Origin of the sequence: Marilutibacter spongiae (genome assembly GCF_014145325.1) — a bacterium.
Lineage (GTDB): Bacteria > Pseudomonadota > Gammaproteobacteria > Xanthomonadales > Xanthomonadaceae > Marilutibacter > Marilutibacter spongiae.
Map to the genome: position 1 here is coordinate 23,666 of NZ_JACHTF010000009.1, position 15,888 is coordinate 39,553.

Below are 15,888 nucleotides of genomic sequence, written 5' to 3' on the forward strand. Positions count from 1 at the left end.
CCCCGATCCAGGCAGCGTTTCCCATCGACATGACCGGCCCCGCAGACCCGCGCAATGACCTCGACGCCCGCCGCAAGGCGGCGCGGCGGACGGCCATCTGGGTCGCGCTGGTCGCGGTCGGCGTCTACGTGGCCTTCCTGCTCAGCGGGGTCATGGGCCAGTGAGCGCGAACGGCGAGGAACGCCAGGCCAGGGCCGCCGCGGCCTCGGGCCGGATGGCGGCGATCATGGTCGGCGTCGGCGTTGGCGCGTTCGCGCTTTCGTTCGCGCTCGTCCCGCTGTACCGGATCGCGTGCGAGAAGGTCTTCGGCATCCGCCTGGAACGCAGCGCGTCGGAGGGCCGCGGGGCCGCCGAGGGCGTGCAGGCGCGATGGGTCACGGTCGAATTCGACGGCGGCGTGAACTCCAAGCTGCCCTGGGCGTTCCATCCCAACCAGGCGACGATGAAGGTCAAGGTCGGCGAGCCCTACGACACGACCTACTTCGCGCACAACAACAGCGAACGCACCATTGTCGGCAGTGCCGTGCCCTCGGTGGCGCCGGCGCGGGCCTCGGGCTACTTCAACAAGACCGAGTGCTTCTGCTTCACCGCGCAGACCCTGCAGGCGGGCGAGACCCGCGACATGCCGGTGCGCTTCATCATCGATCCGGACCTGCCGGCCGACGTCAAGACGGTCACCTTGTCCTACACTTTCTTCAAGAACGACGCGCTCACCGCGAAGCAGCAGGCCCAGTCCCCGCACGGGACCCCGGCCTCGGCTCCGCGCGCGGCGCCCTAAACACAGCTAAACGGAACCGTCGCCATGGCCCACGCCCACTCGCCAGACGCCAACATCTACTTCGTGCCGCACAGCAGCCGCTGGCCCTTCCTGGGGTCGATCGCCCTGTTCGTGACCATGATCGGCCTCGCCAGCTGGATGAACGAGGCCAGCTGGGGCAACGAAGTGTTCTTCGTCGGCATCGCGCTGCTGGTCGCGGTCCTGTTCGGCTGGTTCGGCGACGTGATCCGCGAGTCGATCGGCGGCAACTACAACAAGCAGGTGGACACCTCGTTCCGCATGGGCATGGTGTGGTTCATCTTCTCCGAAGTCATGTTCTTCGGCGCCTTCTTCGGCGCGCTGTTCTATGCCCGCCAGCTGGCCCTGCCGTGGCTGGGCGGCGCCGGCGACGGCGTGATGACCCACAGCCTGCTGTGGGACAGCTTCAGCAACGCCTGGCCGACCAACGGCCCGGCCGCCGTCGGTGGCGAGTTCCAGACCATCCCGGCCTGGGGCCTGCCGCTGCTCAACACGCTGATCCTGCTGACCTCCGGCGTGACGGTGACCATCGCCCACCACGCGCTCAAGGCCGGCCACCGCGCCCAGCTGCTGCTGTTCCTGGGCCTGACCGTGCTGCTGGGCTGCGTGTTCCTGTTCTTCCAGGCCGAGGAATACATCCACGCCTACAAGGAACTGAACCTGACCCTGGGCTCGGGCATCTACGGCTCGACCTTCTTCATGCTGACCGGCTTCCACGGCGCGCACGTCACCCTGGGCACGATCATGCTCGCGGTGATCTGGTTCCGCTGCCTGAAGGGCCACTTCAGCAAGGACGACCACTTCGCGTTCGAAGCCGTCGCCTGGTACTGGCACTTCGTCGACGTGGTCTGGCTCGGCCTGTTCCTGTTCGTCTACGTGCTTTGATGCCGTGATTCGGGGTGGGTGGTTCGTGATTCGCTAGAAGCGAAAAGCCAGGCCCCATGCAGAAAGCGACGGCCAACCGTCGCTCTTTGCTTTGTGCGAATCACAAATCACGGGTCACGAATGACCGCTTATGGATTCCGTCCCACGCCGTGGAACTCGATCCAGCCCATGTAGTTGGCCAGCACCACCAGGAGGATCAACGCCACGGACAGGGCGATGCGCTTGGTCAGCGCGTTGACGGTGCGCTTGCTCTCGCCCTTGTCGACGAGCATGTAGTAGAGGCCCGCACCGAGGTTCCAGAGGATGATGATCAGGAAGGCAATGATCACCAGTGTCTTCAGCGAGTCGTTCATGGTGGCCTCCGATCGGCGCCAGGGCGAATTTGGATGCGCATTATCGCAGTCCGTGGCGGGTAAGTCGTGAGCCGGCGCGGGCAGCTCGCGCTGGGCTGGACGCTGGCCTTGCTGGTCATCGCCCTGTTCGTGAACCTGGGCCTGTGGCAGTCGCGGCGCGCGGTCGAGAAGCAGGCCATGCTCGATGCCGCGGACCGCGTGCTCCTCGAACGCAAGGTACGGCCGCTCGCGGTCGCCGGCGATCGCGGGCGGCTGCACGACTACGACTGGGCCGAGGGTGCGGGCGAGTTCGATCCGCGCGGGGTGCTGCTGCTCGACAACCAGCAACACGACGGCCGCGCCGGCGTGCGCGCCTACCGCCTGTTCCGGCCCGAGCGGGGCGAGGCGATGCTGGTCGACCTGGGCTGGCTGCCCCTGCCCGATCGCCGGGCGATGCCCGAGGTGCCGCGGCCGGAGGGGCGCCAGGTCCTGCGTGGCCTGGTCACCGCGCCGCCCTCGGCCGGGCTGGCGATGGGCCCGGCCCTGGCGCCGCAGGGCGAGGGCTGGCTGCTGACCCGCGTGGACATGGACGCCATCGTCGCCGCGACCGGGCTGCAGGCGCCGTTGGCGCCGCGGGTGCTGCGCCTGGATCCCGACCTGCCGCTGGGCTACGCGCGCGACCTCGCGCTGCTGCCCAACACCTTGCCGCCGGACAAGCACCGCGGCTACGCCGTGCAATGGTTCGGCCTCGCGCTGGCCGTGCTGGCCACGGCCCTCATCCTGACTTTCAGACGACCCCGCACGCCATGAACGACACCGCCCAACGCACGCGAAACCGCACCCTGCTGCTGGTCATCGTCGCGATGTTCTTCGGCAGCATGCTGGTGGCCGGCGTGCTGCGTTTCTCCGGCTGGCAGCCGCACGGCATGAAGAACAACGGCGAGCTGCTGCAGCCGCCCGTCGATGCACGCGCGATCAGCCCGAAGGCCGCGGACGGCAGCGCCTATGCCTGGGCGCCGGAGTCGCGGACCTGGCGGATCGTGGTGGCCGCGCCATCGGACTGCGGCGCGCCCTGCGTCGAGGTGGCGCGCCAGGTGGACCTGGTCTGGCAGCTGTTCGGCAAGGACGCGGACCGCGTCCACGTGCTCTGGCTCGGCGAGCTGCCCGATGGCGCGGCGCGCCCGTCCACCCTGGTCGAGCTGGCCGACGACGACGGCCTGCGGGCGCGCCTGCCGCGCGCGGACGACCCGGCCGGCGTCCCGGTCTTCGTACTGGATCCAAACGGCTTCGTGGTTCTGCGTTACGCTCCCGGGTTCGATCCGGCCGGGCTGCGCAAGGACCTGTCCAAACTGCTGAAACTGCGCTGACGCGCGCCATCGATTGTTGATCCGACCCATGAACAACGCCTTCAAGGCCGCCGCCTTCTCCAAGCACTTCCACCGCATCGCCTGGCTGGCGGTGGCGCTGGCGAGTTGCGTCATCGTGTTCGGCGCCTTCGTCCGCCTGTCCAACGCGGGCCTCAGCTGCCCCGACTGGCCGACCTGCTACGGGCGCGCGACCTGGCCGGGCGCCACGGCGGACGCCGTCGACCACGTCGCCAGCGCGATCCGGCCCTTCGAGTCGCACAAGGCCTGGCGCGAACAGGTCCACCGCCACCTCGCCGCCACACTGGGCCTGCTGGTGCTGGCGCTGGCCCTGCTGGCGGCGCGCAAGCGGCGCTTCGGGATGACCCAGGTCCTCGTCGCCGCCGGCCTGGTCGCGGTCGGGATACCGCTGTACATGCAGGGCGACCATGTCGCGGCCTCCGCCCTGGCGATCCTCGGCGAAGCGATCCTGCTGGCGGCCGCGTTGCGCTGGAGCAACATCGACCTGTCGCGGGTGGCCGTGCTGACCCTGGCCGTGATCATCTTCCAGGCCCTGCTGGGCATGTGGACGGTGACGTGGCTGCTCAAGCCGATCGTGGTGATGGGCCACCTGCTGGGCGGGCTGCTCACCTTCTCGTTGCTGCTGTGGACCGCCTGGCGCGCCACCGACGCACCGATCCGCCTGGCCGACACGCCGCAGTTGCGCCGTTGGGTACTGGCGGGGCTGGCGCTGCTGGCCGTCCAGATCGCCCTGGGCGGCTGGACCAGCGCGAACTACGCCGCGCTGGCCTGCGGCAACGACTTCCCGACCTGCGTGGGCCAGTGGTGGCCGCGGCACGACTTCGGCGAGGCCTTCGTGCTCTGGCGCGGGATCGGCGTCGACTACGAGGGCGGCATCCTCGACGGCGAGGCGCGCATCGCGATCCAGCTCGCGCACCGGCTGATGGCGGGCGTGGTGTTCGCGTTCCTCGTCGCGTTCGCGGTCCGCCTGCTGCGCCTGCCGGGCATGCGCGGCTGGGGCAGCTTCATCCTCCTGCTGGGCCTGGCCCAGGTCGGGCTGGGCATCGCCAACGTCAAGCTTGGCCTGCCGCTTGCCGTGGCGGTCATGCACAACGCCGGTGCGGTGTTGCTGCTGTTCGCGATGGTCAGCCTGCTCGCGCGCCTGAAGGCGCCCGAACACTGATGGCCGGCCCCGCCCGCACCGGTTTCGCCGCCACGGCGAAGCAGTACTGGGACCTGACCAAGCCGCGGGTGGTCGCGCTGATCGTGTTCACCGCGCTGGTCGGCATGTTCCTCGCGGTGGAGGGCCTGCCGCCCTTGCGCGAGTCCGTGCTCGGCTTCCTCGGCATCTGGCTGGCGGCATCCAGCGCGGCGGCGATCAACCAGCTGCTCGACTCGCGCATCGACGCCAAGATGGCGCGCACCGCCTGGCGCCCCATCGTGGTCGGCCAGATCACCCCGGCCCGCGCGCTCGTGTTCGCGCTGGCGCTGGCGGTGCTGTCGATGGGGATCCTGGTGGCGTGGGTCAATACGGTGACGGCGGTGCTGACCTTCGCCTCGCTCATCGGCTACGCGGTCGTCTACACGGTGTTCCTCAAGCGGGCGACGCCGCAGAACATCGTCATCGGCGGCATCGCCGGCGCGGCGCCGCCGCTGCTGGGATGGGCGGCGGTGACCGGCATGCAGGGCGAGTGGGACTGGCCGCACGCGTTGCTGCTGGTGCTCATCATCTTCGTGTGGACGCCGCCGCATTTCTGGGCGCTGGCGATCTTCCGCCGCGAGGACTACGCGCGCGCGCTGGTGCCGATGCTGCCGGTGACCCACGGCGTGGCCTACACGCGCTGGCAGATCCTGTTCTACACGGTGCTGCTCGTGGTGGTCAGCGTGCTGCCGGTCGTGTTCGGCATGAGCGGGCTGTTCTACCTGGGCGGCGCGCTGGTCCTGGGCCTGGTGTTCCTGGCGTATGCGTGGAAGCTGATGGACCCGCCGGACGAGTTCTTCGCGATGAAGGTCTTCAACTACTCCATCGTCTACCTGATGGCGCTGTTCGCCTTCCTGCTGCTCGACCACTGGCTGCTGCCGTGGCTGCAGCCGTCGACGGGCCTGGAGATGGTGCCCGTCGCCTGAGCCGGGACCACCCGGCGACGGGCTTTCGCACCGTCGCCGGGAACCGCCTCACTCGTCCAGCAGGTGCTGCTGCCAGAACAGCACGGTGGCGGCGGTGAAGTAGTCGCTGTTGGTCTTCTTGCGGAATCCGTGGCCCTCGTCGTCGAACAGCAGGTACCAGACCGGCTGGCCGTTACCGCGTACCGCCTGCACGATCTGCTCGGCCTCGGTCCAGGGCACGCGCGGATCGTTCTTGCCCTGGGCGACGAACAGCGGTGAGGTGATCTTCGATGCGCCATTGAGCGGCGAGATTTCCTCGAAGATCCTGGCCATCTCCGGATCGGTCTCGTCGCCATACTCGGCCCGGCGCAGGTGGCGACGGTAGTCCTCGGTGTTCTTGAGGAAGGTGCCGAAGTGGGAGATGCCGACGATGTCGACGCCGGCGCGGATGCGCTCGGGATAGTGCATCAGCGAGGCGAGCACCATGTAACCGCCGTAGCTGCCGCCATAGACGCCGACGCGGCTGGCGTCGAGCTCCGGGTGGGTGCCCACCCAGTCGAGCAGCGCACCGATGTCGCGCACCGAGTCCTCGCGCCTGGCGGCATTGTCCAGCGCCAGGTAGGACTTGCCGTAGCCCGCCGAACCGCGCACGTTGGGGACCAGCACGGCCACTCCAAGCGCGTTGACGAGGAACTGCGTGGTCGGACTGAAAGTCGGACGCGCCTGGCTTTCGGGCCCGCCGTGGATCTGCACCACCACCGGCAGCTTCTTGCCGGCCGGCACGTCCGCCGGGCGGTAGTAGAAGGCCGGGATCATGCGCGGCTGGCCGTCGACCTGGTCGAAGGTCGGGAAGTGCACCAGGCGGGGGGCGACGAAGCGCTCGGGATCGAGTCCCCCCACCTCGCTGCGGGTCCAGCGGGTGAGCGAGCGGGCGGCCAGGTCGATGACGTAGGCATCGCTGGGCGAGGTCGCGCCGTTGATGCTCAGCGCGAGCTTCTGCCCATCCGCCGAGAACGACAGGCCGTAGGCCAGGCCGACCGGCAGATCGGGCAGGGCCACCGGCCGTTGCGAGGGCAGGGCCAGCACGTGCAGCTTGCCGATCCCGTCCTCGTTGGTGACGAAGGCCAGGTGGCGGCCGTCCTCGGACAGGGTGAACTCGCTGACGTCCCAGGGGATGTCGGCGCTCAGCACCTCCAGGCGGCCGCTGCGGGGGTCATGGTGGCGCAGGGTGAGGAACTCCTGGGCCTGGCCCTGCAGCGGCTCGTCGGACACGTAGTAGACCGATTCGCCGTCCGGGGCGTAGGCGAAGCCGCCGAAGGCCGCGCGGTCGCCATCGACGGGAAACAGCGTCAATTCGCCGCTGGCGAGGTCGACCTCGCCGGGGTGCGACTCGGCGATCGACACGTAGCGGCTGACCAGCAGGCGCTTGCCGTCCGGCGAGAAGTCCATCGGGAACCAGCTGCCGCCCTCGGTGACGACCGCGCGGGCCGTGCCCGCCTGCATGTCGCGCACCCAGATGTCGGTGTCCTTGCCGTTGCGCGAGGTGCTGCTGTAGGCCAGCTGGCGGCCGTCGTCGGAGAACACCGCCCCGCGGTTCTGCGAGCGCTTGCCGTCGGTCAGCAGGCTGACTTCGCGGCTCTGCAGGTCGAACCAGTGCAACTGCGAGAACTCGTCGCCACCGACGTCCTTGGAGAAGACGAAGCCGTCGCGGCCCGACGTGGCGGGGGCCGCGAGCGCGCCCGGTACCGGCTCGGGGTAGAACGTGAGCTGCTCGCGCATTCCCATCGGCTCGCAGACGCGATGGACCTGCGAGGTCTCCGAGAACCGCGTGCCCAGCAGCAGGCAGCCGTCGCGGGTCCAGCCGCTGGCACTGGCCCCGCGCGTGTTCTGGTAGCGGTTGAGGCGTTCGAGCAGGTCGGCGGGAATCGCCGGGATGTTTTCGCTGACGCGGTTGCCCACTTCTTCTCGGACGACGCTGGATGGCGCGCTGGCATCGGTGCCGGTCGCGGACCGGGCGGCGGTGGGCGCGCCGGCCAGGGCCAGCGCGGACAGGAGCAGGGCGCTCGCTTGGGTTCGGCCTAGGGGCATTGCATGGACTCCCGGTCTTCGGAAGCCCGAGCTTAGCCTGCCCCGGCGCACGGGGTGAGCGCCCGGCGCCCATGCGCTAGAGTCGAGGGGAGCCACCGGGAGGAGACGGGATGTCGGATCGACGCGTGTTCCTCAAGCAACTGGGTGCCTGCACGGCGACCCTCGCGGCCGCCGCCGCAGTGCCCGCATACGCGCGCACGGCGGCGCGTCCGGGGGCGTGGCCACTTTATCGCGACACGCTCGCGATCGATGGCGCCTCGGGCCTGATGCTTGCCTACCTGGAAGACGACGCGCCGGCGACGGCGCGCGAGCTCCAGGCGGCGCGCGACTGCGGACTGGCCGCCACCCTGCTGACGGTGGCCCCGTCGGGGCGCTTCTGGCTGGACGACGCCGCGTTCGAACGCACGCGGGCCAGCATCCTGCAGTGGCAGCGCCTGATCGCGCGCTACCCGGAGCGCCTGGCGGCCATCCGCACGCACGCCGACCTGGTCGACGCGCACGCGACGGGGCGCCTGGGGATGATCTTCGGCTTCCAGGGCACCGAACCCCTGGGCGAGGACCTCGAGCGCATCCCGATGTTCCGGGACATGGGCGTGCGGGTGGTCCAGCTCACCCACAACCGGCGCAACCTCGTCGGCGACGGCTGCATGGAGCCGGGCAACGCGGGCTTGAGCCACCATGGCCATGCCGTCGTCGAACGGCTCAACGCGGAACGCGTGCTGGTCGATCTTTCCCATGGCGCGCAGCGCACCATCCGCGAAGGCATCCAGGCCTCGAAGGCGCCGGTGCTCATCAGCCACACCGGCTGCCGCGCGCTCGCCGACCTGCCGCGCAATACCGGCGATGCCGAGTTGCGCGCGATGGCCGATCGCGGCGGCGTGGCCGGGATCATCTTCTGGCCCTACCTGCGCACCGACACCCAGCCGATGGCCGCCGACGTGGTGCGGCACCTCGAGCATGCGATCGACGTCTGTGGCGAGGACCACGTGGGCATCGGCACCGACACGCCGGTGGCGCCGGTGGCGCGCACGCCGGCATTCGAGCGCGACAACCGCGCCTTCATGCGCGGGATGAAGGAAGACGGCATCTTCGCCAGCGACCGCCCCGACGACATGTACACCTTCATCCCGGACCTCAATACCGCCGATCGCTTCGACACGCTGGCCGCGTTGCTGTCGCGGCGCGGCCACGCCGATGCCCGCATCGCCAAGATCCTGGGAGGCAACTTCGCCCGTGTCATGCGCGAGGTGTGGTCGGCGGCACCCGCGTAGCGGCGAACCCCGGGCGCTCAGCGCCGGAGCGCCTGCATCGCCTCGCCCAGTTCGATTTTTTCCGGCCCCGAAAGCGCGGCCGCCCCGCCTTCGCGCATGCGCTGCTGCAGCTCTTCCACTCGCTGGCGCAAGGTCTGGTCCTCGAGGCGGGCCACCGCTTCGTGGAACTCGGTGCGCCAGGCGGCTTCCTCGCCGGGCAGCGACTGCGAGGCCAGCTTCTGCAGCGCGGCCTGCTCGTCGCGGCCGGCGAAATGTTCGATCAGGCTGCCGGTGCTGATCTCGGGTCGCTCGTAGACCAGCTGCAGCAGCTCGCACAGCAGGTCGACGCCCGGCTGGCGCAGGGACGCGAACCGGTAGGGCGGCAGCAGTTCCAGCGCCAGCGAAGGCGCCTGCAGCAGCAGCGCGATCACGCCGCGCACCAGGCTGCGCCGCGCGGGTGCCGCAGGCCCACCGGCGCGCGCGCGCTGCGCCGGCACGTGGGTGTCGGGGGCGCTGGCGCGGGCGCCGACACCGGTCAGTTCGGTCAGGCGCTGGCGCATCAGGTCGGCGAAGGCGCCGTCGGGGATCTGCGCGACCAGCGGCTTGGCCCGCTCGGCCAGGCGACCCTTGCCCTCCAGCGTCGCCAGGTTGACGTCGGCCGAAAGCGAATCGAACAGGAACTGCGACAGCGGCGTGGCCTGCTTCAGTCGCGCATCGAAGCCCTCCGCGCCTTCGCTGCGCACCAGCGAGTCGGGGTCCTCGCAGTCGGGCAGGAACAGGAAGAACGCCTGGCGTCCGTCCTTCATGCGCGGCAGCACCGATTCGACCGCCTTCCAGGCGGCGCTGCGACCGGCGCGGTCGCCGTCGAAGCAGAAATACACGTCGGGCGCGTTTCGGAACAGCAGCTCGGCATGGTCGGGCGTGGTCGCCGTGCCCAGCGTCGCCACCGCGGTATCGACGCCGTGCTGGAACAGCGCCACCACGTCCATGTAGCCCTCCACCACGACGATGTGCGGGATGGTGTTGTGGGCCTGCCGTACCTGCCACAGGCCGTAGAGTTCGCGGCCCTTGTGGAACAGCGGGGTCTCGGGCGAGTTGAGGTACTTGGGGCCGTCGTCGGCCCCCATGACCCGGCCGCCGAAGGCGATCGTGCGGCCGCGCCGGTCGAGGATCGGGAACATCACCCGGTCGCGGAACTTGTCGTAGACCCGGCCGCTGTCGTTGCGCGACATCATGCCGCCGCGTTCGAGCAGGCGCAGCGTGTCGGGGCTGCCGCCCAGGGCGTCGCGCAGCGCATTGAAGCCGCCCGGCGCGTAGCCGATGCCGAAGCGCTCGCGGGTCGCGGCGTCGACGCCGCGGCCGTCGAGGTAGGCCCGGGCCTGCGGGCTGCGGCCCAGCTGCTCGCGGAAGAAACGCGCGGACGCCTCGAGGATGTCGTAGGTCGCCTGGGTGTCGGGATTGACGTTGCGCTGCTGGGTGTCGCGCGGGACCTCCATGCCGGCCGCGCGCGCCAGCTCCTCGACCGCGTCGAGGAACTCCAGGCGGTCGTAGTTCATCAGGAAGCTGATCGCGGTGCCATGCGCGCCACAGCCGAAGCAGTGGTAGAACTGCTTGTTCGGCGACACCGTGAAGCTGGGCGAACGCTCGTCGTGGAACGGGCAGCGCGCCGAATACTCCTTGCCCTGGCGCTTGAGCGGCACGCGGTTGCCGATCACCTCGACGATGTCGGTGCGCGCGAGCAGGTCATCGATGAATGCGTCGGGAATGCGGGCCATGCGTCCTGTCCGGGCGGACAGCGGGGAGCGGTTCGGTGGCCGGCTAGGATGCCACGCGCGGCCCGCTCATGCCGGACTGTCGGCGCCCGCGACCGGGTCCGGCGCGGCCTGCGCGGGGGCGGGGCCGGCTTCGGCCAGGTGGCGCGCCCGGGCGGCCTCGTCCAGCATCGCGGTGATCAGCGCGCCGGCCAGGAAGACGACCGCGCAGTAGTACAGCCAGACCAGCATCACCACCAGGCCGCCCGCGGGGCCATAGGCGCTGCCCAGGCTGGCCTGGCCCAGGTACAGGCCGATCGCCCAGCGCCCGAGCATGAACATCGCCGCGGTCAACGCGCCGCCCAGCAGCGAACGCTTCGGCGTCACCGGCCGGTCCGGCAGCAGCCGGTACATCAGCGCGAACACGGCCGCGTACAGCAGGAAGGAGACGCCGGCCGCGAAGGCCGGCAGCAGGTCGGGCAGCCAGGCCATCAGCAGGCTGAGCGCCGCCTGCACGGCCATCGAGACCACCAGCAGGAAGCCCACGCCCAGGGCCATGCCGAACGAGAGCAGGCGCTTGCGCAGCCAGGCCAGCATCCCGCCCAGGCGGCGGGCATCGGAGCGGAACACGCGGTTGAGGGCGGCCTGGAGCTGGCCGAACACGACCGAGGCGCCCAGCAGCAGCGCGCCGGTGCCCAGCAGCGCCGCCATCGAGCCGGTGCCCGGTTCGCGCTCGGCATTGGAGACGATGAGGCGGGCGGTCGATTCCACCTGAGGCCCGGCCAGCATGCCCACCTGGCGGAAGAACTCGTCCTGCGCGCTGGGATACAGCGTGGTCGTGAGCCACAGCAGCATGATCACCAGCGGTGCCATCGAGAGCAGGGTGTAGAACGACAGCGCCGCCGACAGGGCCAGGATGTCGTCGTCGAAGAAGCGCTGCACGAAGCGTCCGGGGCCGCTTGCGGCGACGCGTGCCTGGAGGGCGGCGAGGCGGCGGGTGGCGGTCGCCCTGCGCGCGGGGGACGTCGCCGGCGCGGTGGCCTGGGGCGGGGCGTCGGGATCGGGGGTCACTCGGGCCTCGTCTTCGGGAGTCGAGGCGAGTATTGCGTCGCACGGGTGAGCGCGGCGCCTACGAGGGCGCCGTCGCTCAGCTGCCGTTGTGCCGGCGCGTGCGCCGGGACGCGGTCAGCCCAGGCGCTGCTTGACCAGCTTCGACACCAGGCCCATGTCGGCCTTGCCGGCGAGCGCGGGCTTGAGCGCGCCCATCAGCTTGCCCATGTCGGCCGCGCCGGTGGCGCCGGTGCTGGCGATGGCGGCGTCGATCGCGGCGAGGATCGACGCCTCGTCCATCTTCGCCGGCAGGTAGCGTTCGATGACGACGATCTCGGCCTGCTCCACGTCGGCCAGGTCCTGGCGTCCGGCGCTGCTGTACTGGCTGACCGAGTCCTTGCGCTGCTTGACCATCTTGTCGAGGATCGCGATGACGGCGGTGTCGTCCAGCTCGACGCGCTCGTCGACTTCCTTCTGCTTGATCGCGGCGTTGATCAGCCGGATCACGCCCAGGTCGTGCTTCTCGCCGGCCTTCATGGCCGCCTTCATGTCGTCGTTCAGTCGTTGCTTGAGGCTCATCGTCTCGTCCTGCGGGAAGGGCCGCCCGGGCGGGGCGGGGAGGGCGCATCCGGGTTCGTCAGCAGGCCCCGGGGCTCGGGCCAACACAAAAAGCCGACTGCGCAGGGGCGCGGCCGGCTTCTTGCGGGCTTCCGTCGGTCCACGTCGCCACGCCCATGGGGCCTGGCGCTCGGGACCGCGCGGTGCGGATCAGTACAGGCGCTGGCGCTTGGTGACGTCGCGCGAGGCGCGGCGCGCCTGACGCTTCACCGCAGCAGCGGCCTTGCGCTTGCGCTCCTGGGTCGGCTTCTCGTAATACTCGCGCTTGCGGGTTTCGGCGAGGACGCCGGCCTTCTCGCAGGTGCGCTTGAAGCGACGCAGGGCAAACTCGAAAGGCTCGTTTTCGCGGACTTTGACGCTGGGCATACAGGATCTCGGTAACGGGAACAGACCCGGTTCATCCGGGCGAGCCGCGTATGATAGCGGGGTCCATCGGCTTGCTGCAAGTCCGGCGCGTGCGAAATGTCGGTAGGCGATCGGTTTGCCCCCTCCGGCGGGGGCCGCTCCCGCGCCCGCGGCCCCCGTCATGGCGGGCCTTTGGCGATGCCGCGCGCCACCGGTCGGCGGCGGGGCGCGGAGCCGCCCGCCGCGCGGCATGGCGTACCCTAGACGGCGCGGTGGCGCTCCGGCGCGCCGCTCCCCCTGACCCCGGAGGCCCGTTTGAACGTCCTCGGCATCGAAACCAGTTGCGACGAGACCGGCGTGGCGGTGTACGACACCGAGGCCGGGCTGCGCGCGCACGCCCTCTACAGCCAGGTCGCGCTGCACGCCGAATACGGCGGCGTGGTGCCGGAGCTGGCCAGCCGCGACCATGTGCGCAAGCTGCTGCCCCTGGTCCGCAGGACCCTGGCCGACGCCGGCCTGTCGGTGTCCGACCTCGATGGCGTGGCCTATACGGCCGGGCCGGGCCTGGTCGGCGCGCTGCTGGTGGGCGCGGGCGTCGCGCGCGCGCTGGCCTGGGCCCTGGACGTGCCCGCGATCGGCGTGCACCACATGGAGGGCCACCTGCTGGCGCCGCTGCTGGAGGAGGATCCCGCCCAGGGCCGGCCCGAGCCGCCTTTCGTCGCCCTGCTGGTGTCCGGCGGCCATACCCAGCTGGTCCATGTCGAGGCGATCGGTCGCTACCGCCTGCTCGGCGAGACCCTGGACGACGCCGCCGGCGAAGCCTTCGACAAGACCGCGAAGATGATGGGGCTGCCGTATCCCGGCGGGCCGCAGCTGGCGGCGCTCGCCGAGCGCGGTCGCCCCGGCGCGTTCAGGTTCTCCCGCCCGATGACCGATCGCCCGGGGCTGGATTTCAGCTTCAGCGGCCTGAAGACCCAGGTGCTGTTGGCCTGGAAGGGCAGCGACCAGGAGGACGACACCCGTGCCGACATCGCCCGCGGTTTCGAGGATGCCGTGGTCGAGACCCTGGCGATCAAGTGCGGCCGCGCGCTGGACGCGACCGGCTGCGACACGCTGGTGGTCGCCGGCGGCGTCGGTGCCAACACCCGCCTGCGCGCGCGCCTGCAGGCGATGGCCGCCGAGCGCGGTGGCCGCGCCAGCTTCCCGCGACCGGCGTTCTGTACCGACAACGGCGCGATGATCGCCTTCGCCGGCGCCCTCCGCCTGCGCGCCGGCCAGCACGACGACGCCTCGGTCAAGGTCACCCCGCGCTGGGACATGGCGTCCCTCCAGTCGGTGGGAAGTTCGGGAATGGCGAATGGGGAATAGGGAAAGGGAATGCTCTCCCTGTCCCGACGTTCGCCGCTCGCGTCGAGCCGGCTCGCAAGTGCCCGAGGCCTTGGTTCCCGTGTCCGGCATGGCACACTGGCTGGGCACGCATTCGCCCGCGAGCTTCCCTTCCATTCCCCATTCCCCATTCCCCATTCCCGAACCATCCATGGACCACGTCTTCATCGAAGGGCTGCGCATCGAGGCCCTGATCGGCATCTACGACTGGGAGCGGCGCGTGCGCCAGCCCCTGGTCTTCGACATCGAGATGGCCTTCGACAACCGCGTGCCAGCGGCCACCGATGCGATCGGCGACACGCTCAACTACAAGGCGGTGAGCAAGCGGGTGATCGCCTTCGTCCAGGCGTCCGACTTTGGGCTGGTGGAGACCCTGGCCGAGCGCGTCGCCGGCCTGATCCTGGACGAGTTCGGCGTGCGCCGGCTGCGCCTGAAGCTCAGCAAGCCGGGCGCGGTGCGCGGCGCGCGCGCGGTCGGCGTGGTGATCGAGCGCTCGCGCGACGAGGCCGCGGATGCCTGAACCGGTCGTGCGTCCGCAACGTCGCGCCCCTTGAAGATGAACGCCGTGCGCTTACCCTGATGCGATGGATGGCCTGAACACCGTATTGCCCGAAAGCCTCGTCGCCCGCATGCAGGCCGCGCCCGATGCCGCGGCGGGCATCGACTGGACCGTCACCGTGCTGGTGCTGGCCGGCCTGTTGCTGCTGGCCGTGCTGGTGGACTGGCTGACCCAGCGCATCGTGCGGCCGCTGCTGACGCGCGTGGTGCGCGCCAGCCCGACCCAGATCGACGATGCCCTGCTGGCCCGGGGCGTGATCAAGCAGGTCTCGCACGTCGCCCCGGCGCTGGTGGTCTATCTTGGTGTCGCCCTGGTGCCGGCCCTTCACGACACCCTGTCGCTGGTGCTCGGCAAGGCGGCGCTGGCCTACATCGTGCTGGTGCTGGCGCTGGCCGTCGGCGCCTTCCTGTCGGCCCTGAACGACCTCTACGAGCGCCGTCCCCATGCCCAGGACCGGCCCATCAAGGGCTACGTGCAGCTGGGCAAGATCGTGGTCTACACCATTGCCCTGATCACCATCGTCGCGGTGCTGATCGGCAAGTCGCCGCTTCTGCTCCTGTCGGGCCTGGGCGCGCTGGGCGCGGTGCTGCTGCTGGTGTTCAAGGACACCATCCTGTCGCTGGTCGCCAGCGTGCAGATCGCCTCCAACGACATGGTGCGCGTCGGCGACTGGATCGAGATGCCGGCGCTGGGCGTGGACGGCGACGTCGTCGACATCGCCCTGCACACGATCAAGGTGCAGAACTTCGACAAGACCATCGTGACCGTGCCCACGCATCGGCTGATCGAGGACAGCGTCAAGAACTGGCGCGGGATGAGCGAGTCGGGCGGGCGCCGGATCAAGCGCGCGCTGCACATCGACCAGGGCGGGGTGTGCTTCCTCGATGCGGCGATGCGCGCGCGCCTGTCACGCTTCGCCCTGCTGGGGCCGCACTTCGAGCGCAAGCAGGCCGAACTGGCCGAGTGGAACGCGCAGGCGCCCGAGCGCGCCAGCGAGCCGGTCAACGCGCGACGCATGACCAACATCGGCTGCCTGCGGGCCTACATCACCGCCTACCTGCAGTCGCACCGCCACGTCGACCACGGCAAGACGCTGATGGTCCGCCAGCTGCCGCCGGGGCCGGAAGGCCTGCCGCTGGAGGTCTACTGTTTCGCCAACACCACGGACTGGGGCGAGTACGAAGGCATCCAGTCGGATATCTTCGACCACTTGATGGCGATCCTGCCCGAGTTCGGCCTGCGCCTGTTCCAGCAGCCCGGTGGCGCGGACCTGGTCGCCGGACTGGCGGCATCGCGGGCGCCGGCCCCCGCCGCGACGGGAATGGACACGAACACGGAGGTGCATGCATGAGTCGTCC

General features: G+C 70.3%; 17 protein-coding genes. 11 read left to right on the top strand and 6 right to left on the bottom strand.

What is annotated here, in order from left to right; genetic code table 11:
- Positions 1 to 29: 29 nt before the first annotated feature.
- The 3 genes from H4F98_RS16920 to H4F98_RS09365 are packed head-to-tail and all read left to right on the top strand — an operon-like array spanning position 30 to position 1,681.
- Positions 30 to 164 carry a hypothetical protein gene (locus H4F98_RS16920; RefSeq protein WP_281368137.1) on the top strand — a complete coding sequence of 45 codons (135 nt, stop codon included), beginning with the start codon at positions 30 to 32 and terminating at the stop codon, positions 162 to 164.
- Positions 165 to 214: 50 nt separating this feature from the next.
- Positions 215 to 778: a cytochrome c oxidase assembly protein gene (locus tag H4F98_RS09360; protein ID WP_182687271.1), complete on the top strand. Its 564-nt coding sequence runs from the start codon at positions 215 to 217 to the stop codon at positions 776 to 778.
- 24 nt (positions 779 to 802) lie between these two features.
- Positions 803 to 1,681, top strand: coding sequence for a cytochrome c oxidase subunit 3 (locus H4F98_RS09365; RefSeq protein ID WP_182687060.1), 879 nt, complete (start codon positions 803 to 805; stop codon positions 1,679 to 1,681).
- Positions 1,682 to 1,809: 128 nt separating this feature from the next.
- Here H4F98_RS09365 and H4F98_RS09370 read toward each other — a convergent pair whose 3' ends face one another.
- Complete coding sequence (locus tag H4F98_RS09370; RefSeq protein ID WP_141517370.1) at positions 1,810 to 2,034, bottom strand: twin transmembrane helix small protein; 225 nt, start codon at positions 2,032 to 2,034, stop codon at positions 1,810 to 1,812.
- Positions 2,035 to 2,100: 66 nt separating this feature from the next.
- Here H4F98_RS09370 and H4F98_RS09375 point away from each other — a divergent pair, with 66 nt between their 5' ends.
- From H4F98_RS09375 to cyoE, 4 genes are read left to right on the top strand one after another with little or no spacing between them, the layout of a single operon-like run.
- Positions 2,101 to 2,823 (top strand): SURF1 family cytochrome oxidase biogenesis protein, encoded by a 723-nt coding sequence (locus tag H4F98_RS09375; protein ID WP_182687062.1) that lies wholly within the window; start codon positions 2,101 to 2,103, stop codon positions 2,821 to 2,823.
- The gene (locus H4F98_RS09380) at positions 2,820 to 3,380 is read left to right on the top strand and encodes a hypothetical protein (RefSeq protein WP_182687064.1); all 561 of its coding nucleotides are present in this window, start codon (positions 2,820 to 2,822) and stop codon (positions 3,378 to 3,380) included. The genes H4F98_RS09375 and H4F98_RS09380 overlap by 4 nt, the downstream gene beginning before the upstream one ends.
- 28 nt (positions 3,381 to 3,408) lie before the next feature.
- Positions 3,409 to 4,560 carry a COX15/CtaA family protein gene (locus H4F98_RS09385; RefSeq protein ID WP_182687066.1) on the top strand — a complete coding sequence of 384 codons (1,152 nt, stop codon included), beginning with the start codon at positions 3,409 to 3,411 and terminating at the stop codon, positions 4,558 to 4,560.
- The gene (gene cyoE, locus H4F98_RS09390) at positions 4,560 to 5,504 is read left to right on the top strand and encodes a heme o synthase (protein WP_182687067.1); all 945 of its coding nucleotides are present in this window, start codon (positions 4,560 to 4,562) and stop codon (positions 5,502 to 5,504) included. The genes H4F98_RS09385 and cyoE overlap by 1 nt, the downstream gene beginning before the upstream one ends.
- A 48-nt stretch (positions 5,505 to 5,552) precedes the next feature.
- On the opposite strand, the gene H4F98_RS09395 is transcribed toward cyoE, so the two are convergent.
- Positions 5,553 to 7,571 (bottom strand): S9 family peptidase, encoded by a 2,019-nt coding sequence (locus H4F98_RS09395; protein ID WP_182687069.1) that lies wholly within the window; start codon positions 7,569 to 7,571, stop codon positions 5,553 to 5,555.
- A gap of 110 nt (positions 7,572 to 7,681) precedes the next feature.
- Between H4F98_RS09395 and H4F98_RS09400 the strand changes: the two genes are divergently transcribed.
- On the top strand, positions 7,682 to 8,842 hold the full coding sequence (locus tag H4F98_RS09400; protein WP_182687071.1) for a dipeptidase: 1,161 nt from the start codon (positions 7,682 to 7,684) through the stop codon (positions 8,840 to 8,842).
- A gap of 17 nt (positions 8,843 to 8,859) precedes the next feature.
- Here H4F98_RS09400 and dnaG read toward each other — a convergent pair whose 3' ends face one another.
- The 4 genes from dnaG to rpsU all read right to left on the bottom strand — a co-directional run bounded on the left by dnaG (position 8,860) and on the right by rpsU (position 12,606).
- Entirely contained in the window at positions 8,860 to 10,596 is a 1,737-nt protein-coding gene (gene dnaG / locus H4F98_RS09405; RefSeq protein WP_182687073.1) for a DNA primase, read from the bottom strand.
- Positions 10,597 to 10,662: 66 nt separating this feature from the next.
- Positions 10,663 to 11,643, bottom strand: a complete 981-nt coding sequence (locus tag H4F98_RS09410) for a YhjD/YihY/BrkB family envelope integrity protein (RefSeq protein ID WP_182687075.1) — start codon at positions 11,641 to 11,643, stop codon at positions 10,663 to 10,665.
- A gap of 114 nt (positions 11,644 to 11,757) precedes the next feature.
- Positions 11,758 to 12,201 carry a GatB/YqeY domain-containing protein gene (locus tag H4F98_RS09415; protein ID WP_182687078.1) on the bottom strand — a complete coding sequence of 148 codons (444 nt, stop codon included), beginning with the start codon at positions 12,199 to 12,201 and terminating at the stop codon, positions 11,758 to 11,760.
- Positions 12,202 to 12,390: 189 nt separating this feature from the next.
- Entirely contained in the window at positions 12,391 to 12,606 is a 216-nt protein-coding gene (gene rpsU, locus H4F98_RS09420; RefSeq protein ID WP_111267721.1) for a 30S ribosomal protein S21, read from the bottom strand.
- 294 nt (positions 12,607 to 12,900) lie between these two features.
- Between rpsU and tsaD the strand changes: the two genes are divergently transcribed.
- The 3 genes from tsaD (at position 12,901) to H4F98_RS09435 (ending at position 15,881) form a co-directional block, all read left to right on the top strand.
- Positions 12,901 to 13,953 (top strand): tRNA (adenosine(37)-N6)-threonylcarbamoyltransferase complex transferase subunit TsaD, encoded by a 1,053-nt coding sequence (gene tsaD, locus H4F98_RS09425; RefSeq protein WP_182687080.1) that lies wholly within the window; start codon positions 12,901 to 12,903, stop codon positions 13,951 to 13,953.
- A 169-nt stretch (positions 13,954 to 14,122) separates the two neighbouring features.
- Positions 14,123 to 14,491: a dihydroneopterin aldolase gene (gene folB, locus H4F98_RS09430; RefSeq protein ID WP_182687082.1), complete on the top strand. Its 369-nt coding sequence runs from the start codon at positions 14,123 to 14,125 to the stop codon at positions 14,489 to 14,491.
- 85 nt (positions 14,492 to 14,576) lie between these two features.
- Positions 14,577 to 15,881, top strand: coding sequence for a mechanosensitive ion channel family protein (locus tag H4F98_RS09435; protein WP_246373057.1), 1,305 nt, complete (start codon positions 14,577 to 14,579; stop codon positions 15,879 to 15,881).
- Positions 15,882 to 15,888: the final 7 nt, after the last annotated feature.